A 23,024-nucleotide genomic window follows, 5' to 3' on the forward strand; every position below is an offset into this window, starting at 1 on the left:
GCCGCTGCGGCAGAGATGTGACAGAGGCAGCTGGCATCGATCCGCAATCCGCGCGGCAGCCAGGAGCAATCGACTCGAGCGCGTTCGCTCAACGCCAGGCGCTTCCCAGCTGGATGTAGAACGCGTTCTCGTCCTTGCTGTGTGCGATGTCTATTCCCAGCGAGAGCCCGAGCTTGCGGGCGATCAGATAGCGGAAGCCTGCGCCTATGCTGGTGGCCGTCTCGGCTTCCGAGAAGTCGTTCCATCTTCCGTATGCCTTGCCGGCGCCGGTGAATCCCAGCACGGACCAGCGAGGTGTCGCCTGCCAGCGCAGTTCCACTTCCGTGACGACGGCGTTCTGATCCTGATATCTGCTCTGAGATATGCCGCGCAGATCGACATGCGGTTGCGCGTAGAACGGAATGTCGCCGCTGGAAAAACGTCCGTCTGCGCGCAGGCCGAGCACCCATTCTTTCGCAATCGGCAGCCAGGTGTAGCCGCGTGCGTTGTATTGATTGAAATCCTGCTTGCTGCCAAAGGCATCGCGCGCGAACTGCATTTCGAATTCCGCATAGGTGCCCTTGTTGGGGTAGAAGATGTTGTCGCGGGAGTCGTAATCGACCACGATGCCGAGCTTGCCGATGGCGTGTTCATGACCCTGGAGATTGAGCTCGTTGGCAATCTGGCCGGTGAAGTGCGTGTTGGAGTCGAAGTAGACGTAGCGCGGGCCGACGTACCAATGCGAATCACCTATGCGCATCAGCAGCTGCTGCACCAGGAGTTCACCATCCAGTTCATAACTGCGGGGGCGGTCGCTCTTGCCGTAATAGTCCAGATGCGCATCCATCTTGGCGATGGCGCCCAGATAGCGATAGCGGTCGCCGTCCCAGGTGTGGAAGTGTGCGAGACCGGCGCCCCACGTGCCGTTGTCCGTCTTGGCGCCGCCGACGACGGTGATGTTTGGCGGTGCCATGCCCTTGCCGGTTTTCTTCGCATTGGCGGCGGCATCCGACATCGATTCCGAAAAGAATGCCAGGCCCAGGCCGAAACCGTAGCCGATGGCCGGTTCGGTGATGACGGTGGGAACGACGAGCGCGCCCTTGTGATTGAGCAGGAAGTCGCTCATGTCGAGCATGCCGTCTTCGGGATCGAAAAAGGTGATCGGCTTCTTGTCGTCGGCGCGTGCGTCGCAGGCAAGGGCGAGAAGCACGCCGACAAGGAACGTGGCAAAGGGCTGCTTGTATTTTTCCCGGAGGCGGTTTGCGTGTGGCGAGGCGAGGTTGGCTTGCATGCAATCTACCTTCCAATGGTTGGCGATACATGATTCGACCTGCACGGAGAAATGGCTCGATGCCGTGCGCGTTGGCTCCAGACCGCTAATGCGGCGGACCGGCGTGCACCCGATTTTTACCGGGTTTGCCAGGATGCCGCAATGGCGCGCCGGTTTTTCCGCTGCTTACATCTTGCCTGCGCGCAGATGCAGGCCCAGCTTGGAGCGCCGCCACAGGATATCTTCGTCGTGCGTCGCCCATTCGTGCTGCCGCAAGTAATCGATCTCGGCGGCAAACAGGCCGGGCGCGACCTCTTCTCCCATTTCCGCCAGGTTGCTGCGTTCGCCGATCAGACGATCGATGCGCGTGCCGTAGGCGTGCGCATAACGCGCGACCAGTGCGGGTGGCAGCCATGCGTAGTGTTGCTGCATGTCGCGCACGAAGACGTCGAATTGCCTGACTGCACGCTTGCTTGGCGTGCTGCCGAAAATGTCGCCGCCGGGCAGACAGGCTTGCGCCGTCCATGCGCCGTGACGATTGTCGAGCAGAGGCGCGAGCATGTCGACGGCTTCCTCGGCCAGCTTGCGGAAGGTGGTGATCTTGCCGCCGAAGACCGTCAGCAACGGTGCGGCGTCCGTATCCAGCGCAAGCTTGTAGTCGCGCGTAACGTCGGAAGCGCGCTCGTTGTCGTCGTCATCGGTGTCTTCGACCAGCGGACGCACGCCGGAGTATGACCAGATGACATCATCAGCAGAAACGGGTTGGGCGAAGTAGCGGTTGGCGAGCGCGCACAGATAATCGATTTCTTCCACGTCGATGACGACCTGGTCGGCATCGCCGTGGTAATCGATGTCGGTGGTGCCGATCAGCGTGTAATTCTGTTCGTATGGAATCGCGAACACGATCCGGCCGTCCGGATGCTGGAAGATGTAGGCAAACGAATGATCGAACAGTTTGCGCACGACGATGTGGCTGCCCTTGATCAGCCGCAGCTTGCGGCCGGCGCGGCCGTGCACCGTATCATGCAGGAAGCTGGCGGCCCACGGGCCAGTTGCGTTGACCAGTGCGCGCGCCTGCACGTCGATGGCGCTGCCGTCATCCCTGCGCAATACGGCCTGCCAGCGATCGGCATGCCGCGTGACGGTATCGCAACGTGTGCGCGTCAGGATCGTTGCGCCGTGTTCGGCGGCGTCGAGCGCATTCAGCACGACGAGCCGCGCATCGTCGACCCAGCCGTCGGAATAGGCAAAACCTTTCGTGAAGATTTTCTTCAGCGGCGTGCCGGCTGCATGCGTGCGCAGGTCCAGCGTTTGTGAGCCGGGCAGCAGTTCGCGCCTGGCGAGATGATCGTAGAGGAACATGCCGGCGCGGATCATCCAGGCAGGGCGCTGCCCCGCGTCGTGCGGCATCACGAAGCGCAGTGGACGCATGATGTGCGGCGCGCTGCGCAGCAGGATTTCGCGTTCGATCAGCGCCTTGCGCACCAGGCCGAAATCGTACTGTTCGAGATAGCGAAGGCCGCCGTGGATCAGCTTGGTGGAGGCGGATGACGTATGCGATGCGAGGTCGTCCTTCTCGCACAGCACGACGGAAAGACCGCGCCCCGCTGCATCGCGCGCGATGCCGGCGCCGTTGATGCCGCCACCCACGATGAGAAGGTCGCACTGCAGTTGCTGTTGCATCGGAAGCCTGTCCGGAGTTCTTTCGGATATTGTAAGCGCGCAGAATATGAAGGGGTACACTGTCTCCATCCACCTTTCTTCGCGGCCGCCATGTTCTTTCTATTCGATCCGTCGTTCTGGGAAACCGCCAGCTTCGTCGTCACGGTCTTTGCGCTGCCGTTCGCCATTTTTCTGTTCCTCTTCGAACAGCGCAAGGAGAGGGATTCGGAAGAGGAAGAGGCGTATCAACTGCTGCAGAATGCCTACAACGATTTTCTGAAAATCGTGCTGGACAATCCCGATCTGCAGTTGCGCAGCGTCGTCTCGCGGATGGATCTGACGGACGAGCAGAAGGAACGCAAGCTGATCATCTTCGAGATGCTGATCGCATTGTTCGAGCGCGCCTACATCGTGTCGTATGAACCGGACATGCGCGGCCTGCCTCTGCGGCGCTGGCATTCATGGGACGACTTCATGCGCGAATGGTGCCGCCGGGACGATTTCTATTACCAGCTTCCCCACCTGCTCAGCGGAGAAGACGAGGATTTCGCGCGATACATCCGCACGCTGGCGGACGAAGAACACACGCGCAAGATTTCCGGGAGCGCACGCAGTTCGTCAGACGGGAAGTAGCGGTGGGACTCCTCTGCGCGAATATCGCTTGGCATGTTTTCTCTTTAAGCGATAATGAGTACCCATTTTTCTGCGACCGTTCAGCCTGATGCCCACACAATTCGCCCCGCTCAAGAACGATACTTTCTTGCGTGCGCTGTTGCGCCAGCCGACCGATTACACGCCGCTATGGCTGATGCGTCAGGCGGGCCGCTACATGCCGGAATATCGCGCCACGCGCGCGCGCGCCGGCTCCTTTCTCGGTCTGGCGAAGAATCCCGATTTCGCCACCGAAGTGACGTTGCAGCCGCTGGATCGCTACGATCTTGATGCGGCAATTCTGTTTTCGGACATCCTGACCGTACCGGATGCGATGGGCCTGGGCCTGTATTTCATCGAAGGCGAAGGGCCGAAATTCGAGCGGCCGTTGCGCGATGAAAAGGAAGTGCAGGCATTGAAGGCGCCGGAAGCGGGCGAGCTGCAATACGTGTTCGATGCCGTCACGCAAATTCGCAAGGAACTGAACGGACGCGTGCCGCTGATCGGTTTTTCCGGCAGCCCGTGGACGCTGGCTTGCTACATGGTCGAAGGCGGCGGCTCCGACGATTTCCGCATGGTCAAGGCGATGCTGTACAACCGCCCCGACCTGATGCACCACATCCTGCAGACGAACGCGGTGGCCGTTTCTTCCTATCTGAACGCGCAGATCGATGCCGGCGCGCAAGCGGTGATGATTTTCGATACCTGGGGTGGTGCGCTGGCCGATGGCGCCTATCAGGCGTTCTCGCTGCACTACATGCGCGAAGTCGTGCGCCGGCTGAAGACCGAGAAAGATGGAGTGCCGGTTCCCAGCATCGTCTTCACCAAGGGCGGCGGCCTGTGGCTGAAGCAGATCGCCGACATCGGCACCGATGCCGTCGGTCTGGACTGGACCGTCAATCTGGGTGCCGCCCGTGCCAAGGTCGGCGACCGTGTTGCCTTGCAGGGCAATCTGGACCCGGCCATCCTGTTCGCCCAGCCGGAGCAGATCCGCGCCGAAGTGGCGCGCGTGCTGGATTCCTTCGGCAAGCACAACCAGGATTCCGGCCACGTCTTCAACCTCGGCCACGGCATTTCGCAGTTCACGCCGCCGGAAGCGGTTTCCGTGCTGGTGGATGCCGTTCATGAACTGAGCCGCCCGTTGCACGCTTGAGCTTGCCTGTATTGAGCAGGCACTTACTTGGTGCCTGCGGCCGGTATCGAGGCAGGTTTCCTTGCTGAAACAGTGCGTACGATGTCCTGTCATGCCCCGTTTCATTGCACTTTCTTTTGCGCTTATGCACAGAATGTGAAATGGTGTGACCTTGCATGTATGCCTACATGCCACTCCAATTTTCTGACAACACGCATTTTGTAACTGATTGATTTAATTAAGGATTTTTTCTGCTTTTTGTTTTGGCATTTTATTGAAACCCGCATGGAATCTAGGGCTTTGCACCGTTTTTGCGGGTTACCCACAAAGTTATCCACATGTTTTGTGGATAGTTGAAAAAGAACTTAAGAATCGCGAGCTTAGCGCGCATGCTGATAATTCACTTGAAGTTTGTCGACGTGTGTCTTGGCGGCAATTTTTCTGTAATCCCCCGTGTGGAAAGATTTCTTGAGGTTAATGGTGTATCTGCAATGCAAATTAAGGAAGCTTATTCACAAAACGGTGCATGGCAGTAACGAGAATGATTGCCATCCTGTTTCTTAACCACCATTGGAGCTTTTTTCTCAAGCCATTGATTCAAAAGGAATTTATTTTTGCATTCAAAACAGGCAGCGAGACGGAAGCCGCGATTTTCCTAGCGAAAGCGGCGATCCCGACAACTTCTCCACAGAGTTATCCACAGTGTGTGTGGATAGCTGGAAAAACAGTTTGAAAACCGGTATTTAGCTGACTTTCCGAAAAAACGCTTAAAGATCATCCGGCCTCGGTGGCAAAAATGATGTATTAGGAGAAACTTTTTGCAAGCATGCGGCAAATGCCGCGATTTACCGGCAAAATCCATGCGGCCGGCAAATCGGTTCCGCCATGCGCTTTCCGCAGTAACTTATTCACACGAACAAGGATATTGCAAAGCAACATCGATTTTTTGGCAAATGGTTTTGGTTGCCACGATAGCGTTTTTCAAGTCATTGTTTTTAAAAGAGATTTTATTTGCATGGCTTTTGGGCATTCTATTGAAACCCGCGCCGGCATTGCACTTTCCGGCTGTCAAGAGGGTGTTATGCACAAAGTTATCCACAGCGCTTGTGGAAGAGTGGAAAAAGCACTTATGAATCGGGCAGTTAGATCACTTCTTCAACCATCACCTTAAGTTCGTGGAACACTGCATTCTGAAAGTCGTCCTCGATACGCCGCTGGACCAGCGCTTCGACTATCTGTGGAGAGCGACGGACGGCGAAGCCATGCCGCAGGTCGGCCAGCTGGCCCTCGTACCTTTTGGCCGGCGCGAGGCGGTTGGCCTGATCGTCGGCATCGAGCAAAGCAGCGAGGTCCCGGCCGACAAGCTGCGGCAGGCGATTGCGGTGCGCGCGCAACTGGCACCCTTGCCGCCGCGCTGGATTGCACTGTGCGAATTCGCCGCCGACTATTACCAGCGGCCGCTCGGCGAAGTGGCATTGCCTGCCTTGCCGAAGAACCTGCGGGTGGAAAAGACCGTGTCGCTGGATCGCGCGCTGAAGAAGCTGGCGAAGCAGGCGGCCAACCATGATGCGTCGCCCGTCGCGCCGCCGGTACTGAATGCGGCACAGCAAGCGGCGGTCGACGCGATTGCCGGCGCGCAGGGATTCCTGCCGGTGCTGCTGTACGGCGTGACCGGCAGCGGCAAGACCGAGGTTTACTTGCAGGCCGCCGCACGCCTGCTGGCCGATGACGATGCGGCGCAAATCCTGATCCTGGTGCCGGAAATCAACCTGACGCCGCAACTGGAAGCGAATGTGCGCGCGCGTTTCCCCGGCGTGGCGGTTGCCACGCTGCATAGCGGCCTGGCCGAAGGCGAGCGCCTGCTGCACTGGCTGGCCGCGCATACCGGCCAGGCGCGCATCGTGTTGGGTACGCGGCTGGCGATTCTGGCATCGATGCCACAGCTCAAGCTGATCATCGCCGACGAGGAACACGATCCTTCCTACAAGCAGCAGGAAGGATTGCGCTATTCGGCGCGTGATCTGGCGGTCTGGCGCGCGCATCAACTGGACATTCCCATCGTGCTGGGTTCGGCCACGCCGTCGCTGGAGACTTGGTATCACACACAATCGGGTCGTTATCGCAAGCTGGAATTGCGCGAGCGCGCGGTGCGGGATGCGGTGCTGCCGAAGATCGGGCTGATCGATCTGGAGCGCCGCGCGCCGCGTGAGCAGGTCACGGACGGCTTGAGCGAAACGTTGCTCGCGGCGCTGAAGCGGCGTCTCGATTGCGGCGAACAGTCGCTGCTGTTCCTGAATCGTCGCGGTTACGCACCTGTCATCGCTTGCGATGCCTGCGGCTGGATCAGCAATTGCGCACGCTGCAGCGCCTTCCTCGTGCTGCACAAGCGCGATCGCCTGCTGCGCTGCCATCATTGCGGCTGGGAGCAACGCATTCCGCGTTCTTGCCCGGATTGCGGCAACGTCGACCTGCAGCCGCTGGGGCGCGGCACACAGCGCATCGAGGAAACGCTGCAGCAATTATTCCCGGCGGCGCGCGTGCTGCGCATCGATGCCGATTCGACGCGACTCAAAGGCAGCGCGCAGCAGGCATTCGATGCCGTCCATCGCGGCGACGTCGACATCCTGATCGGTACGCAGATGGTGGCCAAGGGACATGACTTCCGTAATCTGACGCTGGTCGGTGTATTGAATCCCGATACCGCGCTCTTCTCGCACGACTATCGCGCGGGAGAACGGCTGTTCGCGCAACTGATGCAGGTTGCCGGTCGTGCCGGCCGCGCCGCGCAGAAGGAGGGCGGTAATGCCAGCGAAGTGCTGATCCAGACGCGCTATCCGCAGCATCCGCTGTACGATGCGTTGCGGCGCCACGATTACGACAGCTTCGCCGGCCTGCTGCTGGAAGAGCGCCAGCAGGCGAGTTTTCCACCCTTCATCTATCAGGCATTGTTGCGGGCGGAAGCGAAGGAATTGCAGACGGCGCTCGATTTTCTGCGCCAGGCGGCCGACTGCGTCGAGCATGCCGGCATCACGTTCAACGATCCGGTGCCGATGACGATGACGCGCGTGGCCAACGTCGATCGCGCGCAGTTGCTGGTTGAATGCACGTCGCGGCCTGCGTTGCAGGCATTTCTGAAAAACTGGATCGCTGCATTGCGCGAAATCAGGACACGCGTGCGCTGGTCGCTGGAAGTCGATCCGGTCGATATCTGATGCGGATTTGACGCGCAAACCGGAGCGGATGGAAAGGAAACGATGCAAAAAGGAGCAGGCATGCACATGAGGATGATGACCGGCGTCATCGGCATCGCGACCGCAGTGATCGCGACTGCGCAGACGCCCGCCGATATGCAAACACAATCACAGCAGCAGATGCAGCAACTGGCCGCGCAGGATTGCGACAAAAACCAGCAGACGATGAATCTCTGCGCGCAGCAGCGCTACGAAAAGGCCGATGCGGCATTGAATCGCACCTATAGTCGCAACCTGAAAGCGCAGCCGGACGTGGCGGCGCAGCATCGCCTGCGCGACGCGCAACGTGCATGGATTTCATATCGCGACAAGGATTGCGCGGTCGAAGCGGGGCCGCGCGAAACGTCCGGCTCGATCTGGCCGTTGCAATACTACGGTTGTCTGGAACGCCATACGATGCGGCGCACGATGGAGTTGCAACAGCAGGCTTGCGGTATCGAAGGCTGCCGATGACGATCGACTGGCAATGGGCGCGCTTCGACGCGCTCGACGGCGCGGCAGTGCATGCGATGCTGGCTGCGCGCCAGCAGGTGTTCGTGCTGGAACAGCGCTGCCTGTATCCGGACATCGACGGACGCGATCCGCAGGCGGGGCATCTTCTCGGCTGGCGGATACAGGGAAAGGCCCGCGAGCTGGTCGCCTACCTGCGCTGTTTTGCGCCCGGAACATTGTGCGAAGAGGCGGTGATCGGCCGCGTGCTGACGGCGGCGGATGCGCGCGGCCAAGGTGTGGGCCGACAATTGATGGAAGAGGGGCTGCGCCGGATCGCGCACGAATTCCCCGGTGCGCCCATCCGCCTGTCGGCACAGGCACATCTGCAGAATTTCTACGCCGGACTGGGGTTTGTCGGCATCTCCGATGTGTATCTGGAAGACGGCATTCCGCACATTGACATGCTGCGCTGACATCCTTGCATATCGAAGTGTTGGCAAAAGCATATGATTCGATATGGCATCATTCGTATGCGAATGATTTGACATGAACTCATCAATTGCCTAAAATAATCCCTCGTTATTCGAACAGGGATATCAAACAAACAGGAAAACGTGAGGTTGTCGTGACGCACGCGACAGAATGGTTGGATGTCGCTAAACTCGCGGTCATGAATGACATCGCCAAACTTGTTGCCGTTAATGATTCGATTCGCATCCTGCAGAGCGTCCGTCGCATTGCACAATGCGTCGAGCACCATTCGAAACGCCTGGCAGTCACTCACAACATCACGTCGCCGCAACTTGTGGCACTTCTGGCAATTGCCCAATTGGGCCCCAGCACGCTGAAATCCATCGGGCGCGCGATTCAGCTCAGCCCCAGCACCGTGGTCGGCATCGTCGATCGACTGGAAGAAAAAGGGCTGGTCTATCGCGAACGCGATACCAAGGATCGCCGCAATGTTTTCGTTGCGGTCACAGCCGCCGGCCAGACGGTCCTGGCCAATGCTCCATCAGCCTTGCCGAACGGATTCGGCAGCGCACTGGGTGCATTGTCGGAAGCCGAACGGCAGACGCTGGTGGTCACGTTGGAACAGTTCGCAACCCTGCTGGAAGCAAAGATACCTGTGCCTGTGCAGGAAACGGAAGTCGGCGTACCCGCCGTTCCCGCTCCGCACCTCTGATTTCCCCTAGCTGACGAGTGTAACTGCGGCCTTCGAGGTCGCGGGGATCGCTTTTCTCGAAAAAAGGAGAAAGCATGACCGCACGAGTACTATCGCCGGCGCCAACCTATGCCGATCTGCGCAAACCCGCGCGCAGCGACGGCGCCGCATTGCATGACCTGATCGCACGCTGCCCACCGCTCGATCTGAACTCCCGCTACGCCTATCTGCTGCTGTGCGAGCACCACGCGGATACCTGTGTCGTCGCGGAACTGGACGGCAAGCTGGTTGGCGCCGTCACCGCCTATTTCGTTCCGGCGCAGCCCGACGTGCTGTTCGTCTGGCAGGTCGCCGTTGCGCCCGGAATGCAGGGCCAGCGCCTGGCGTCGCGCATGCTCGATCGTTTGATTGAGCGTTGCGCCACCGAACGGCCGCTGCGTACCGTGCAAGCCACCATCAGTCCCAGCAACATTGCCTCGCGCAAGCTGTTTACCAGTCTGGCCACGCGCCACGGTCTGGAAATCACCGGCAGCCTGCTGTTCTCCGCCGCCGATTTCGGCGACGGAGAACACGAAGAGGAATGGCTGTACCAAATCGGTCCGTGGCCGCGTCGCTGACACGCCACGACCTTTCATCCACCCACACAAGGAGAAACCATGCGTATATTCAACCGACTGGAATCCGAGGTGCGCGGTTACATACGATCGTTCCCCACCGTTTTCACGAAGGCGCAAAATGCCGTACTCACCGATGAGAGCGGCACCGAGTACATCGACTTCCTGGCAGGCGCCGGCACGCTGAACTACGGCCACAACAATCCGCAGCTGAAGAAGGCTGCCATTGATTACCTGACCGAAGACGGCATCGTGCACGGCCTGGACATGGCCACCAGCGCGAAGAAGCAATTCCTGCAGACTTTCGAGGATTGCATCCTGAAGCCGCGCAACCTGCAGTACAAATTCCAGTTCACCGGCCCGACCGGTACCAACGCCGTCGAAGCGGCGGTCAAGCTGGCGCGTAATGCGACCGGCCGCCGCGGTGTGATCTCGTTCACCAACGGTTTCCACGGCGTCACTCTGGGCGCGCTGGCACTGACCGGCAACAGCAAGTTCCGCGATGCCGCCGGCACCGCGCTGAACGACGTGCACCGTGCACCGTACTCCGGTTACTACGGCATGGACGTCGATACCATCGCGATGCTGGACAAGCTGATCGCCGATCCGAGCAGTGGCGTCGATCTGCCGGCTGCCGTCATCGTCGAATGCGTGCAGGGCGAGGGCGGCCTGAACGTCGCCGGCCTGAACTGGTTGAAGCGCCTGGAGCAACTGTGCCAGCGCCACGGCATCCTGATGATCGTCGACGATATCCAGGCCGGCTGCGGCCGTACCGGCACCTTCTTCAGCTTCGAGCCGGCCGGCATTCGTCCGGATATTGTCACGCTGTCGAAATCACTGTCAGGCTTCGGCCTGCCGATGGCCTTGCTGTTGATGAAGCCGGAGCTCGATGTCTGGAAACCGGGTCAGCACAACGGTACCTTCCGCGGCAACAACCTCGCCTTCGTCACCGCGACGGCGGCGCTGGAACACTACTGGCGCGACAACCGCTTCCAGACCGCGATCCAGAAGAAGGCGCAACTGATCCAGACCTTCCTCGACAAGCTGGTCACTGGCTATCCGCAGGCCAAGCTCACGCGCCGCGGCCGCGGCATGATGCAGGGCGTGGCATGCGCCGATCCGGCGCTGGCTGACCGCATTACGTCGATCGCCTTCCAGAACGGCCTGATTATCGAAACCTCGGGAGGCCGCGACGAAGTCGTCAAGCTGCTGGTGCCGCTGACGATCGAGCAGGAAACGCTGCTGAAAGGGCTGGACATCCTCGAACAGGCGGTGGCCGAAGCCGTCAGCGAAGCGCGCAGCCGCGCCGTGGCAGGAAAGGCGGTGGAAGCATGATCGTTCGTCGACTGCAGGACATCCTCAATACGCCGCGTGATGTACAAGCGAAAACCTGGTGCAGCCGCCGCCTGCTGCTGGCAGAAGACGGCATGGGTTTCTCGATGCACCACACCGTCATCTACGCCGGCACCGAAACGCACATCTGGTACCAGAACCATCTGGAAGGCGTCTATTGCGTGCAAGGCACCGGCTCGGTCGAACTGATCGACACCGGCGAGGTCTTCAAGATCGAACCCGGCACGCTGTACGCGCTGAACAAGCACGACAACCACATGCTGCGCGCCGATCCCGAAGGCGATCTGCATCTAATCTGCTCGTTCAATCCGCCGCTGGTCGGCACCGAAGTGCACGACGAAAACGGTGTCTACGCCACGGCCGAGCAGATGAAGAAACAGGCTGCCTGAATCATGACCAGACAAGGAGAAAGGAGATGATCATGTTGTCGCAAGATGCCTACCCGACCCGCACGCAACAGAGCGCCGCCATTCTCGCGCGGCACGATCCTGTGGTCTACGATCGCCTGCCGCGCACGCCGCATCATCATGTGTTCCTCGACGATGCGCAGCGCGAAGCCTATCTGCGCGACGGTTTCCTGCTGATGCCGGATCTGTTCGACAAGGAGGAAGTCGCCTTCCTGTTCGACACGATGCAGAACATGCGCGAGGAATTCACGCATGCCGGCCGGCCGGAAGTAATTGCCGAGCCGGGTAGCGGCGAAGTGCGCTCGATCTTCAACGTGCATCGTCTGAACGATATCTTTGCCAATCTCGTACGCGATCCGCGCGTGCTGAACGTGGCACGCGAAATCCTGGGCAGCGAGGTCTACATTCACCAGTCGCGCATCAACTACAAGCCGGGCTTCAACGGCAAGGAGTTCTACTGGCATTCGGATTTCGAAACCTGGCACAGCGAAGACGGCATGCCGGCGATGCGTGCATTGAGTTGTTCCATCCTGCTGACCGACAACAGCGAAGCCAACGGCCCGTTGATGCTCATTCCCGGTTCGCACCAGCACTATGTATCCTGCATGGGGGAAACGCCGGACGAGAACTACAAGAAGTCGCTGAAGAAGCAGGAAGTTGGTGTGCCCGATGAAATCCTGCTGCGCTATCTGGCCGACATGGGCGGCATCAAGTCCTGCACCGGCAAGGCCGGCTCGGTGATCTTCTTCGACTGCAACACGATGCATGGTTCCAACGGCAACATCACGCCGTATCCGCGCAGCAATGTGTTCTTCGTCTACAACAGCATCGACAATCAGCTGGAGGCGCCACGCAACGGCCTGACGCCGCGGCCGGAATTCGTCGCCGCGCGCGAAGGAATCGAACCGCTGACGCATGCGCCGCTGGTGACAGCCTGAGCACGTGTCCTGACAACCGGCGCCTGCGGCGCCGGTTTTTTCTTGCGGGAAGGAAAAAGTGATGGAAGAAACTTATCTGCGCTCGTTCGCATTGTTCTTCGCACTGTTCAATCCCTTCCTGATGAGCATCTACCTGCTCGATCTGATCCGGGGTTTGTCGACGCGGGTATTCACGACGGTGCTGATTCGCGGCAGCCTCATCAGCGCGACAGTTTTCACGCTGTTTGCGTGGGGCGGAGAAGCGTTTTTCCGTGATTACCTGCAGGTGCGTTTCGCATCGTTTCAGATCTTCGGCGGCATCGTCTTCCTGTTGATCGGCCTGCGCTATGTTTTCTCGGGTGCCTATGCGATCGAAAGCATGCGCGACAATCCTGCCGCCATGGCCGGCAGCGTCGCCATGCCGATCATGATCGGGCCGGGCACCGTCAGCGCCTCGGTGGTGATCGGCACGCGGCTGCCGCTGCCGAGCGCGGCGGCAGTGATCGTCGGCACGCTGGCCTTGACCGTATCCATCCTTATCGCGATGAAGGTGCTGCACGACAAGCTGAAAAAGCGCCATGCGGCGATGACCGATCGCTACATCGATCTGGTCGGCCGCATGTCTGCCTTGCTGATCGGCACCATCGCCATCGACATGATCCTGACCGGTTTGGCCAGCAGCGGCTTCATGTCGGGCGGTCAGGCTCGATAAACTCGGGCGTGGACAAGGGATCGAAATCGGTCCATTCGCCGTTTTCGATATGGCCTTCGGCACGTTCCAGATCAAAGGCGCCGGCTGCGCGCAGCGTGTCGGCCGCTTGCCTTGCCTCTTCATCCGACGTCGCCGTGACGGCGACCAGCATGCCCGATTGCCGCACCGGCGGCACCTCGTTCGCTTCTTGCGTGCGCGACAGCGAACCGACCAGCGAGCCGATGTGGCCGCCGACCAGTGCACCGGTAATGGCGCCCAGCGGGCCGGTCACGGGCGCCGTGGCGGTGCCGACCGCACCACCGATGGCGCCGCCGACGCCGATGCCGGCTGCACTGCCCGCGTCGCTATGCTCGGCGCCGGGCGATTCGTCGCGGTCGCCGCCGACCGGATAGAGGTCGTGCTGGCCGGGCGGGTTGACGTAAAACGAGGCGATCTGCCCCGTCGGCGCGCCGGCACGCGCCAGCGCTGCGATGGCGTCCCGGACGGCGTCCTGTTGCCCGAAACGTCCTGCGATGATGGTCGTCATGGTCGCTCCTTGGAGACGTTTTCCCCTGGTGTTCACGTTGAAGTGACAACGGCGACGCGGCGCGAGTTCATGGATGGGCGGAACACTGTCAGACGCTTCCTCACACCGATGAAACAATCTGTTGCGGTCCCGCCATAGGTGTTGCCGGCCGGATGCTTTTTTCAGGCGGCTGTGGAATACTCGTGCGCGAAAGCAAGCTTGCTTTCGTATAAAAAGTAAATACAAACGACAAACTGTTAGACACTGGAGGAGTACTCATGACGAACCTGCAACGTGCACTTGTTCTCGCTGCTTTCTCGGCATTGCTGGCTGGTTGCGCAAGCAACACCACTGCGAAGAAAGAAGAAGCCAAGCCGGCCGCATCCGCTGCTGCCGACGCGGCATTGACGAAGAACGTGGAAGGCGCATTGGCCAAGGAAGATCAGCTGAAAGGTGCCAAGATCACCGTGGCTGCTACGACGGATGGCGCTGTGACGCTGGGCGGCCAAACGAAGAACGACTGGCAGAAATATCTGGCTGGTGAAACCGCGAAGAAGACTGCCGGCGTCAAGTCGGTGAAGAACTCGATCAAGGTTCCGGAGTAATGATGGAATGATGCGGGAATCCGCAGATGAAAACGCCGGGCTTGCCCGGCGTTTTTTATTGTCCGTATTGGTTCCGCATCGATTGCGTTACCAGCAGATTGCGGCAATCACATCGGCAATCCCAGCCGTCCTTCACCGGCCAGCTGGCGGATAACCTTGATCGTGTCGATATCCGCTTCCTGATAGGCGGAGCGGCGGAATTCATTGTAGAACGCATCCATGTCGTCGTCGTTCTTGCCATCGTCGTAGCGGAAGCGCACGAACAATGCGCCCGGCTGTGGCTCCTCGATCGTGACGACCAGGCTGGACTGCGGAATGTCGCCCTGTTCCGGCACGTCGTAGCGCACGGTCTGCTGCGGTGTGAACGTCACGCGGTCGCGAATGCGCAATGCGTCGTAACGCAGTTCGCGGCGCAGCATCGCTTCCTCGCGTTCCAGCAGCGTGCATTCGTCCAGCCACGGCACGAACAGCTTCGGCGCTTCGGCGCGCATCACCAGCCCGCGCCACAATTGTTCGCGCGTCAGCGGATCGAGCAGAGGATTGAGTGGATCGTTGATTTCAACCAGATGTTCGAATTGCATGCGGCGTCGATGGATGGCAAATGATGTGCCTATTGTACTGTGGAGGTCGACGCGTGGAAGGTGCGGCAGCCCACGTTGGCGGTTTTCGTTTGTGGTTTAATGCCCAATATCCCATTTTCGCAACGATCTCTCCATGAAACGCACCTTTACCGTGGTCGGCCTCGGCGTGTTCGGCTCAACCGTGGCGCGCGAATTGTCCCGTCTGGGCAATGACGTGCTCGGCATCGATATGGATGCGCAACGCGTCAATGCGATTGCCGACGACATCACGCAGGCGGTGGTGGCCGATGCACGCAATGAAGACGCGCTGCGGGATCTCGGCGTGCACGACTGCGATGCCGTCGTCGTCGCCATCGGCGAAGACCTGGAAGCCAACATCCTGGTGACGCTGACGATCAAGAACATGCCCAAGCCCGAAGTCTGGGCCAAGGCGCTCAATCACAATCATCACCGCATCCTGCACAAGCTCGGCGCCGACCACATCGTGCATCCGGAACACGAGATGGGCATGCGGCTGGCGCACGCGATGATGTATCCGGAAGTCGTCGATTACATCAGCCTCGGTCACGACGTGTTCACGGTCGAAGTGAAGGTGTCGGAAAAAATCGCCGACCAGACCGCGCAGGCGTTGAAGCTGGAGGAAAACAACGTGCGGCTGCTGATGGTCAAGCATCAGCGCGAAATCCTCACGCCGCCACCGCCGAATTACGTTTTCCGCCTCGGCGATCAATTGGTGCTGGCGGGCCTGTTGCCCGATCTGCGGAACATTTCCGCCTATCTGTGAAGCCCTGATCTATAAGGTCCGAGTCATGAGGCCCAGTCATGAGGTGTGATTCATGAGGCGCGGATTCCAGCCGCCGATGCTGGTGCGGCAGGTCGAGCGGCAAGTGCTGCAGCTGACGCCGCCGCAGGCGCTGATCCTGTCTTTCGTCGGCCTGTCGCTGGTGGGCGCGCTGCTGCTGAAGCTGCCGATCGCCACGCGCATGCCGATCGACTGGATGCAGGCGCTGTTTACGGCGGTGTCGGCTTCTACCATCACCGGCCTGACGGTGATCGATGTCGGCAGCCATTTCACGCTGTTCGGCAAATGGGTTTTGCTGGCGCTGATCCAGTTCGGCGGCATCGGCTTGCTGACCTTCGGCATGCTGATCATCCATCTGACCAGCGGCCGGCTGACGTTGCGCAATCGTGCTGCCTTGCAGGATTCGTTCAACCAGAGCGGGCGCATCGACATGCAGCGCCTGCTGCGCGTGCTGTTCCGCTTCATCATCGTTACCGAACTGCTGGGCACGGCGCTGCTGGCGATCCAGTGGGTGCCGCAGATGGGCTGGTCGCGCGGCCTGTTCCACAGCTTCTTCCATGCGGTGTCGGCCTTCAACAATGCGGGTTTCTCGCTGGAGTCGCACGGCCTGGCTGCATACGTCGGCAACCCGCTGATCAATCTTGTGATCTCGGGCCTGTTCATTTCCGGCGGCCTCGGATTTGCCGTGATCGCCGACTTGCGTGCGCGCCGTCGCTTTCACGAAATGGCCTTGCATACGAAGCTGATGCTGATCGGCACGCTGGCGATCAATGTGATTGCGATGCTGATGCTGCTGGCGCTCGAATACGGCAATCCCGATACGCTGGGTGCGCTGCACGGCTGGGGCGACCGCCTGTGGGCGGCCTGGTTCCAGGCGGTGGCGCCGCGCTCGGCCGGCTTTACGACAATCGACACCTCGCAGCTGACATCGGCTTCCGCCTTCTTCATCATGATGCTGATGTTCATCGGCGCCGGCAGCGGATCGACCGGCGGCGGCATCAAGCTGACGACCTTCATCGTGCTGTTGGTGGCGACGCGCGCCTTCCTTCTGCAGCAGCAGCGTCCGGTGCTGTACGGCCGCAGCATCGATCCGGCACTGACGCTGCGTGCGCTGGCCGTCACCGTGATCGCGCTGCTGTGCGTGATCGCCGGTACTTTCCTGCTGATGCTGAGCGAGAATGCGCCGTTTCTCGACATCGCGTTCGAAGCCGTGTCGGCCGCCTCCACTACCGGACTCTCGCGCGGGCTCACGCCGGCACTGTCGCCGATCGGGCAAAGCGTGATCATGCTGCTGATGCTGGTCGGCCGTGTCGGTCCGCTGACGCTGGCGTTCACGCTGGCCAATCAGCGTCGGCCTGAAATCGAATATCCGGCCGGCCGCGTCAATATCGGCTAACTGTCGGCGTGGTCGGCGCGGTCGATATGAGCGGCGGTGGCGATGCATTGACGAATCGTCATCATCGCCCGGCAGCATGCGGCAGCGCTGATACAATGGCCTGCTTTCGTCCCGGTTTACCCTGATGTCCTCCTCCCCGAATTCCACCCTGCACGGTCTGAACGCGCCGCAGCGCGAAGCCATCCACTACATGGATGGTCCGTGCCTGGTGTTGGCTGGCGCGGGCTCGGGCAAGACGCGCGTGATCACGACCAAGATCGCGCAGCTGATCGAGCAGTACGGCTACGACGCGAAAAACATCGCCGCGCTGACCTTTACCAACAAGGCTGCGCTGGAAATGCAGGAACGCATCGCCAAGCTGCTGCAGCAGCCGAAGCAGGCCAAGCAGCTGACCGTCAGCACCTTCCATTCGCTCGGCGTGAAGATCCTGCGGCAGGAAGCCAAGGAATTGGGCCTGAAGGACCGCTTCTCCATCATGGACAGCGACGATTGCTTCTCCATCGTGCAGGATCTGGCAATCACCACCGACAAGCAGTTGATCCGCCGCATCCAGACCGCGATGTCGCTGTGGAAGAACGGCATGGTCGATCCCGACACCGCGCTGAAGCAGGCCAAGGATGAAGACGAAGCGCAAGCCGCACGCATCTATCGCAACTACGTCGCCACGCTGTCGGCTTATCAGGCAGTCGATTTCGACGACCTGATCCGGCTGCCGGTCGAACTGTTCCGCAACAACGAAGCGGTGCGCGACAAATGGCAGCGCCGGCTGCGCTACCTGTTGGTCGACGAATATCAGGATACGAATACCTGCCAGTACGAACTGGTCAAGCTGCTGGTCACCGGCGTCGGCAAGAAGCCGATGTTCACCGCGGTCGGCGACGACGATCAGGCGATCTACGCCTGGCGCGGTGCGACGATCGAAAACCTGAAGCAGCTGCAGACGGATTTTTCCGACTTGAAGGTCATCAAGCTGGAACAGAACTACCGCTCCAGCACGCGCATCCTGCAGGCGGCCAATGCCGTCATCGGCAACAATCCCAAGCTGTTCGAAAAGTCGCTGTGGTCCGAGCACGGCCTCGGCGATCCGATCAAGGTGGTCGCGATGCCGGACGACGAGCAGGAAGCCGAGCAGGTCGCCATCATGCTGTCGGCGCACAAGTTCGAACGGCGTGCGAAATTCTCCGACTACGCGATCCTGTATCGCGGCAACCATCAGGCGCGCGTGATCGAACAGGCGCTGCGCAAGGAACGCATTCCGTACACGATCTCCGGCGGCCAGAGCTTCTTTGACCGCGCCGAGATCAAGGACATCATCGCCTATCTGCGGCTGATCGCGAACCAGGACGATGATCCGGCCTTCATCCGCGCAGTGACGACGCCTCGGCGCGGCGTCGGCCAGTCGACGCTGGAAACGCTGGGCGCCTTCGCTGGGCAGTGGCAATGCTCGCTGTTCGAAGCCGTTTTCAAGGGTGGGCTGGAAGCGAAGCTGGCCGATCGTCAGCTGACGCCGCTGCGCGAATTCTGCAACTTCATCAACAACCTCGAAGCGCACGCGCACCGTGAAGGCCATGCCGCATCGCTGCTGGACGACATGATGAAGGAAATCAACTACGAAGGTTATCTGTACGATGCCTTCGACGAGCGGCAGGCGCAGGGCAAGTGGCAGAACGTGATCGACTTCACGACATGGCTGAAGGAAAAGGGTAGCGGCGGCAAGGATGGCAGCGACGATCATCGCAGCCTGCTGGACCTGACGCAGATGGTCGCGCTGATGTCGATGCTGGAAGGCCGCGACGAGGAGCCGGATGCGGTGCGCATGTCGACGCTGCATGCATCCAAGGGACTGGAGTTTCCGCACGTGTTTCTGGTCGGCGTCGAGGAAGGCATCCTGCCGCACAAGGGCGATCCAGACGCGCCGGTCGATACGCTGGCCGCGCGCATCGAGGAAGAGCGCCGGCTGATGTATGTCGGCATCACGCGCGCGCAGCGTTCGCTGCATGTGACGTGGTGCAAGAAACGCAAGCGCGCGCGCGAGCATGTGCATTGCGACGTCTCGCGCTTCATCAAGGAAATGAAGCTGGATGAAGGCGACGCGGTGCCGACCGAAGAGGAAACGATCACGCCGCAGAATCGCCTGGCCAACCTGAAGGCGCTGCTGCAGAAACCGAAGGCGGCATGAAGGTTGCATGAGGTTGCACACGGTTGCAATGAAAGCGCGGCAGCCTGCCTGTTTCCGATATTCGTCATTTACCGAGTGAGTGCTACATGTCCGATGCCCCGACCTCCAACCCGACGCGCCAGATTCGCAAGCGCCTGCGTCACACGGCACGCATTTCACGCCACTCCTTCCGCACGGCGGTGTTCCTCGGCGGCGCCGCCTGCGTGGCGCTGTTTTCGCTGGTGTTTGCCGTCATTGCGGAAAAAATGCTGGAGTGGAACAGCCATATCACGCAAGGCTACTGGTGGAGTGCGTTGCTGATGCTGCCGCCGGCATTTGCCGGCATCCGCTGGCTGACCATGAAGCTGGCGCCGGAAGCGCGCGGCAGCGGCATTCCGCAGGTGATGGCGGCGATGAGCATGCCGCAATGTCCGGAACAGGCGCGGCTGGTATCGCTGCGTCAGGCCATGTGGAAGATTGTGCTGACGGCGGGCGGTCTGCTGGCCGGCGCATCGATCGGCCGCGAAGGGCCATCGGTACAGGTCGGTGCGGCGGCGATGCTGGCCTGGGGAAAATGGTGGCAGAAGCGTCCACGGCTGGGCATCGGTTTTCGTCCCGAGGCGCTGATTGCGGCCGGCGCGGCCGGCGGTCTGGCTGCGGCGTTCAACACGCCGCTGGCCGGCGTCGTGTTTGCGATCGAAGAACTTGGCAAGGGCAGCGCAGTGCGCTGGGATCGCCTGGTGATGTCCGCGGTGCTGGGCGCCGGTTTCCTGTCGCTGGCGCTGGTCGGCAACAATCCCTACTTTCAGTTGCAGCATGCGATACATGCCATGCAGATTTCGTGGCAGGCGATTGCCGTGTGCGCCATCGTCAACGGCGCGCTGGGCGGCCTGTTCGCGAAGGCGCTGCTGGCGGGTCCGTCGGCCTGGCTGCCGGCACGCCATCGCAGCTGGGCGCAGCGCCATCCGATCTGGGTTGCCGCAGTATGCGGCTTGCTGGTGGCCTTGCTCGGCATGCTGACGGGCGGCGCGACCTATGGCACCGGCTACGGCCAGGCGGCTGCGCTGCTGAACGGACAGGGCGCCGACCATATGCTGTTCGGTCTTGCGAAATTCGGTGCGACCATCCTCTCCTATCTGGCTGGCATCCCGGGCGGCATCTTCACCCCCTCGCTGGCGATCGGTGTGGGGATCGGAGACAATATCGCGCATCTGCTGCCGATGGGTGTGGATGTGCGCCTGATCGCATTGTTGTCGATGGCGGGTTTCCTTGCCGCGGCGACGCAGGCGCCGATCACGGCAACGGTCATCGTGATGGAAATGACGCGCAGCCAGGAAGTGACGCTAATGCTGCTGGCAACCGCGCTGCTGGCCTCGTTCATTTCACGGCAATTCTGCCCGCGGCCGTTCTATCATTCGGTGGGGCGTAATTTCCGTCGCGAAGCGATGCACCGGCATCAGGCTGCACAGCAAGCGGCACAGCAGACCATGCAGCAGACGACCCAACAGACAATGCAATCGGGAACGCACAAATGAATGAAGACCGCCTCGTCGATATCGAGATCAAGCTGACGCGGCAGGAGGATCTCGTCGATACATTGAACCGCACTGTCTACGAGCAACAGAAGAAAATCGACGAACTGGAAGCCTTGTGCACGGCGCTCGCGCATCGCGTGAAGGATCTGACCGATGCCAGCCAGCAGAATCCGCTCAACGAACGTCCGCCGCATTACTGAGCGGCATCCGAAAGAAGAAACGCAAATGAACAAGCAGGAACACGAGCAGCCGTCGCTGCATGCCAAGATCAATCTGGAAACCGCGCAGATGCCGTGGTCCGAACTGTTGCGCTATTTTGCCGGCGGCCATGTGATCTGCGTCGACGATGCGCTCGATCTGGTCGACGTGGCGGCACGCTTTTCGGCAGACGACGTGCAGGCAGTGCAGGGCTGGCTCGATGCAGGCCGCCTGTCGAAGGTGTCCGACGAGCAGGCGCGCCTGTGGCTGGAAGCCGATGCCGCGCTATGGACGGTGGTCGCGCGGCCGTGGGTGCTGGTGCAGGAAAAGAAACTGGCTTAACTGACCGCCTTGTGATGCACGGCGGCCAGCAGCGTCGCCAGCGTCGACAGCACGGCGTCGAAGTGCGCTTCCGGCTCCGTGTTGTCCCAGATGTAATGGGCCATCACCGATTCGAATTCTCCCTTGCGCCGCTCGGTGACTTCATGCGCGCGCGTGATCGCTTTCAGGAATTGCCGCCGCATGTTGGGCAGCACCGGAATGGTTTCCTTGTCGTCCAGAAAGGCGAAGCCGGCCGGCAGGGTCTTGCCCTTGATGCGGAATTCCAGCTGTTCGAACACGGCCGGCGGCAGGAATTTCACCAGCTCGCATCCTTCCTCGTTGAGTTTCAGCACCATGCTGAAGCCCGGCGGATAGACGACGTCATCGTCGTCGCGCTCCGACAAAAATACCGACAGATGCAGCGAGTAATCCGCCAGACGCGGATCTTCGACGCCGTCGGCGCCGGTCGGCCAGAACACCATCGTGCCGGGCGTGCTTTCGTCGTCCCGGTTGGCGATGAAGCGGCTGTCCAGATCGCCGTCGCCGACGGCATCCAGAATGGGGCGTACCGTTTCGGCCAGATTTTCGAGTATGGTTCCCGCGATGGTAATAGTGGCATCGATGTCTGCATCGGTGAGGTCTTCCACGATGTAGCCATCGAGCGGTTGCAACAGGGCGTTGGGGGCGGGCATGAAATTCCTTGTTTGCTGGTTGCCGGTCGCAGCAATATAACGCAAAGCCTGTCTATCGAAAAACGCGAATTCCGCCTTTCACCGCTTTTCACGATGTTTTTCGCAATGTGTGGCAACGCACATTGCACTGCAAGCCGCCTGAACTTTGCACAGGTCCTCCAGTCATTAAAGAGCAAGCGACACCACGCGGTATTGATTGACGACATCTGTTCGTGCAATCGCTGTGCGGTACCTTCCAACAACAAAGGAGCTTTCTCATGACCAAACTGCAGACCATGTTTGCCGGCGTTGCGCTGGCACTCTTTTCGCAATTCGCTGCTGCACAATCGACAACAGGTGTGACGACGGTGCCGGCCGAGATGGCGCCGCCGCCGGGTGATCCGGCCTATACCGATCAGTCGCGTGCGAATCGCACCCAGGATCCTTACATCAAGAAACGCCTGGAGACGAAGGAAGCACGGGATGAATACAAGGCCGACAAGGCTGCGTCGAAACAGGAATACAAGGCTGCTCGCAAGGAAGCCTCGAAAGAGCGCAAGGAAGCGATGCCTTACGTCAAGGATCGCGGCGGCGCGCTCAACCCGGATGCCACGCCGGGAACGCCGCGTAACTAATCGCCTCGATCAGCAGTTTCTTCCGAGGACGCGCCGCTGCGCTTGTGCGCAGGCGGCGCGTTTTGCCGTGCATCG

At 60.5% G+C, this 23,024-nt stretch carries 26 protein-coding genes; 21 read left to right on the plus strand and 5 right to left on the minus strand.

Going from position 1 to position 23,024, the window contains the following annotated elements; genetic code table 11:
* Positions 1 to 88: 88 nt before the first annotated feature.
* Both ACO1VH_RS13225 and glpD read right to left on the minus strand, forming a co-directional pair.
* The gene (locus ACO1VH_RS13225) at positions 89 to 1,270 is read right to left on the minus strand and encodes a BamA/TamA family outer membrane protein (RefSeq protein WP_486244938.1); all 1,182 of its coding nucleotides are present in this window, start codon (positions 1,268 to 1,270) and stop codon (positions 89 to 91) included.
* Positions 1,271 to 1,435: 165 nt separating this feature from the next.
* A complete protein-coding gene (gene glpD, locus ACO1VH_RS13230) occupies positions 1,436 to 2,932 on the minus strand; it encodes a glycerol-3-phosphate dehydrogenase (protein ID WP_486244939.1) in 1,497 nt (498 codons plus the stop codon).
* Between the two features lie 90 nt (positions 2,933 to 3,022).
* Here glpD and ACO1VH_RS13235 point away from each other — a divergent pair, with 90 nt between their 5' ends.
* The 13 genes from ACO1VH_RS13235 (at position 3,023) to ACO1VH_RS13295 (ending at position 13,542) form a co-directional block, all read left to right on the plus strand.
* Entirely contained in the window at positions 3,023 to 3,544 is a 522-nt protein-coding gene (locus tag ACO1VH_RS13235; protein ID WP_486244940.1) for a hypothetical protein, read from the plus strand.
* Between the two features lie 88 nt (positions 3,545 to 3,632).
* Positions 3,633 to 4,715: a uroporphyrinogen decarboxylase gene (gene hemE, locus ACO1VH_RS13240; protein WP_486244941.1), complete on the plus strand. Its 1,083-nt coding sequence runs from the start codon at positions 3,633 to 3,635 to the stop codon at positions 4,713 to 4,715.
* A 520-nt stretch (positions 4,716 to 5,235) separates the two neighbouring features.
* On the plus strand, positions 5,236 to 5,427 hold the full coding sequence (locus tag ACO1VH_RS13245; RefSeq protein WP_486244942.1) for a hypothetical protein: 192 nt from the start codon (positions 5,236 to 5,238) through the stop codon (positions 5,425 to 5,427).
* Between the two features lie 102 nt (positions 5,428 to 5,529).
* Positions 5,530 to 5,865: a hypothetical protein gene (locus ACO1VH_RS13250; protein ID WP_486244943.1), complete on the plus strand. Its 336-nt coding sequence runs from the start codon at positions 5,530 to 5,532 to the stop codon at positions 5,863 to 5,865.
* Positions 5,866 to 5,869: 4 nt separating this feature from the next.
* Positions 5,870 to 7,906 carry a primosomal protein N' gene (locus tag ACO1VH_RS13255; RefSeq protein WP_486244944.1) on the plus strand — a complete coding sequence of 679 codons (2,037 nt, stop codon included), beginning with the start codon at positions 5,870 to 5,872 and terminating at the stop codon, positions 7,904 to 7,906.
* A gap of 66 nt (positions 7,907 to 7,972) precedes the next feature.
* On the plus strand, positions 7,973 to 8,398 hold the full coding sequence (locus tag ACO1VH_RS13260) for a lysozyme inhibitor LprI family protein (protein WP_486244945.1): 426 nt from the start codon (positions 7,973 to 7,975) through the stop codon (positions 8,396 to 8,398).
* Entirely contained in the window at positions 8,395 to 8,850 is a 456-nt protein-coding gene (locus tag ACO1VH_RS13265) for a GNAT family N-acetyltransferase (protein ID WP_486244946.1), read from the plus strand. Before ACO1VH_RS13260 ends, ACO1VH_RS13265 begins: the two co-directional genes overlap by 4 nt.
* 197 nt (positions 8,851 to 9,047) lie before the next feature.
* Positions 9,048 to 9,560: a MarR family winged helix-turn-helix transcriptional regulator gene (locus ACO1VH_RS13270; RefSeq protein WP_486244947.1), complete on the plus strand. Its 513-nt coding sequence runs from the start codon at positions 9,048 to 9,050 to the stop codon at positions 9,558 to 9,560.
* Between the two features lie 74 nt (positions 9,561 to 9,634).
* Complete coding sequence (gene ectA, locus ACO1VH_RS13275) at positions 9,635 to 10,156, plus strand: diaminobutyrate acetyltransferase (protein WP_486244948.1); 522 nt, start codon at positions 9,635 to 9,637, stop codon at positions 10,154 to 10,156.
* A gap of 39 nt (positions 10,157 to 10,195) precedes the next feature.
* Positions 10,196 to 11,488 (plus strand): diaminobutyrate--2-oxoglutarate transaminase, encoded by a 1,293-nt coding sequence (gene ectB, locus ACO1VH_RS13280; RefSeq protein WP_486244949.1) that lies wholly within the window; start codon positions 10,196 to 10,198, stop codon positions 11,486 to 11,488.
* The gene (locus ACO1VH_RS13285; protein ID WP_486244950.1) at positions 11,485 to 11,895 is read left to right on the plus strand and encodes an ectoine synthase; all 411 of its coding nucleotides are present in this window, start codon (positions 11,485 to 11,487) and stop codon (positions 11,893 to 11,895) included. The genes ectB and ACO1VH_RS13285 overlap by 4 nt, the downstream gene beginning before the upstream one ends.
* 26 nt (positions 11,896 to 11,921) lie before the next feature.
* Entirely contained in the window at positions 11,922 to 12,851 is a 930-nt protein-coding gene (gene thpD, locus ACO1VH_RS13290) for an ectoine hydroxylase (RefSeq protein WP_486244951.1), read from the plus strand.
* A gap of 61 nt (positions 12,852 to 12,912) precedes the next feature.
* A complete protein-coding gene (locus ACO1VH_RS13295) occupies positions 12,913 to 13,542 on the plus strand; it encodes a MarC family protein (protein ID WP_486244952.1) in 630 nt (209 codons plus the stop codon).
* Here the strand turns inward: ACO1VH_RS13295 and ACO1VH_RS13300 are convergent.
* The gene (locus ACO1VH_RS13300; protein ID WP_486244953.1) at positions 13,517 to 14,068 is read right to left on the minus strand and encodes a hypothetical protein; all 552 of its coding nucleotides are present in this window, start codon (positions 14,066 to 14,068) and stop codon (positions 13,517 to 13,519) included. The two genes, ACO1VH_RS13295 and ACO1VH_RS13300, sit on opposite strands and share 26 nt — an antisense overlap.
* Positions 14,069 to 14,325: 257 nt before the next feature.
* Between ACO1VH_RS13300 and ACO1VH_RS13305 the strand changes: the two genes are divergently transcribed.
* Positions 14,326 to 14,652 carry a BON domain-containing protein gene (locus ACO1VH_RS13305; RefSeq protein ID WP_486244954.1) on the plus strand — a complete coding sequence of 109 codons (327 nt, stop codon included), beginning with the start codon at positions 14,326 to 14,328 and terminating at the stop codon, positions 14,650 to 14,652.
* A 107-nt stretch (positions 14,653 to 14,759) separates the two neighbouring features.
* Here ACO1VH_RS13305 and ACO1VH_RS13310 read toward each other — a convergent pair whose 3' ends face one another.
* Complete coding sequence (locus ACO1VH_RS13310) at positions 14,760 to 15,233, minus strand: SRPBCC family protein (protein WP_486244955.1); 474 nt, start codon at positions 15,231 to 15,233, stop codon at positions 14,760 to 14,762.
* 133 nt (positions 15,234 to 15,366) lie between these two features.
* Between ACO1VH_RS13310 and ACO1VH_RS13315 the strand changes: the two genes are divergently transcribed.
* The 6 genes from ACO1VH_RS13315 (at position 15,367) to ACO1VH_RS13340 (ending at position 21,664) form a co-directional block, all read left to right on the plus strand.
* Positions 15,367 to 16,017 (plus strand): potassium channel family protein, encoded by a 651-nt coding sequence (locus ACO1VH_RS13315; RefSeq protein ID WP_486244956.1) that lies wholly within the window; start codon positions 15,367 to 15,369, stop codon positions 16,015 to 16,017.
* 52 nt (positions 16,018 to 16,069) lie between these two features.
* The gene (locus ACO1VH_RS13320; protein ID WP_486244957.1) at positions 16,070 to 17,431 is read left to right on the plus strand and encodes a TrkH family potassium uptake protein; all 1,362 of its coding nucleotides are present in this window, start codon (positions 16,070 to 16,072) and stop codon (positions 17,429 to 17,431) included.
* A gap of 124 nt (positions 17,432 to 17,555) precedes the next feature.
* Positions 17,556 to 19,610, plus strand: a complete 2,055-nt coding sequence (locus tag ACO1VH_RS13325) for a UvrD-helicase domain-containing protein (RefSeq protein ID WP_486244958.1) — start codon at positions 17,556 to 17,558, stop codon at positions 19,608 to 19,610.
* A gap of 86 nt (positions 19,611 to 19,696) precedes the next feature.
* A complete protein-coding gene (locus ACO1VH_RS13330) occupies positions 19,697 to 21,124 on the plus strand; it encodes a chloride channel protein (protein ID WP_486244959.1) in 1,428 nt (475 codons plus the stop codon).
* The gene (locus ACO1VH_RS13335) at positions 21,121 to 21,324 is read left to right on the plus strand and encodes a SlyX family protein (RefSeq protein WP_486244960.1); all 204 of its coding nucleotides are present in this window, start codon (positions 21,121 to 21,123) and stop codon (positions 21,322 to 21,324) included. Before ACO1VH_RS13330 ends, ACO1VH_RS13335 begins: the two co-directional genes overlap by 4 nt.
* Positions 21,325 to 21,349: 25 nt before the next feature.
* Positions 21,350 to 21,664, plus strand: a complete 315-nt coding sequence (locus ACO1VH_RS13340; RefSeq protein ID WP_486244961.1) for a DUF2288 domain-containing protein — start codon at positions 21,350 to 21,352, stop codon at positions 21,662 to 21,664.
* Here ACO1VH_RS13340 and ACO1VH_RS13345 read toward each other — a convergent pair.
* On the minus strand, positions 21,661 to 22,335 hold the full coding sequence (locus ACO1VH_RS13345) for a hypothetical protein (RefSeq protein ID WP_486244962.1): 675 nt from the start codon (positions 22,333 to 22,335) through the stop codon (positions 21,661 to 21,663). The genes ACO1VH_RS13340 and ACO1VH_RS13345 overlap by 4 nt on opposite strands.
* A 257-nt stretch (positions 22,336 to 22,592) precedes the next feature.
* On the opposite strand from ACO1VH_RS13345, the gene ACO1VH_RS13350 reads away from it, so the two are divergent.
* Positions 22,593 to 22,949, plus strand: a complete 357-nt coding sequence (locus tag ACO1VH_RS13350) for a hypothetical protein (RefSeq protein WP_486244963.1) — start codon at positions 22,593 to 22,595, stop codon at positions 22,947 to 22,949.
* The last annotated feature ends 75 nt before the right edge of the window (positions 22,950 to 23,024 follow it).

The organism is Oxalicibacterium sp., from assembly GCF_057353965.1.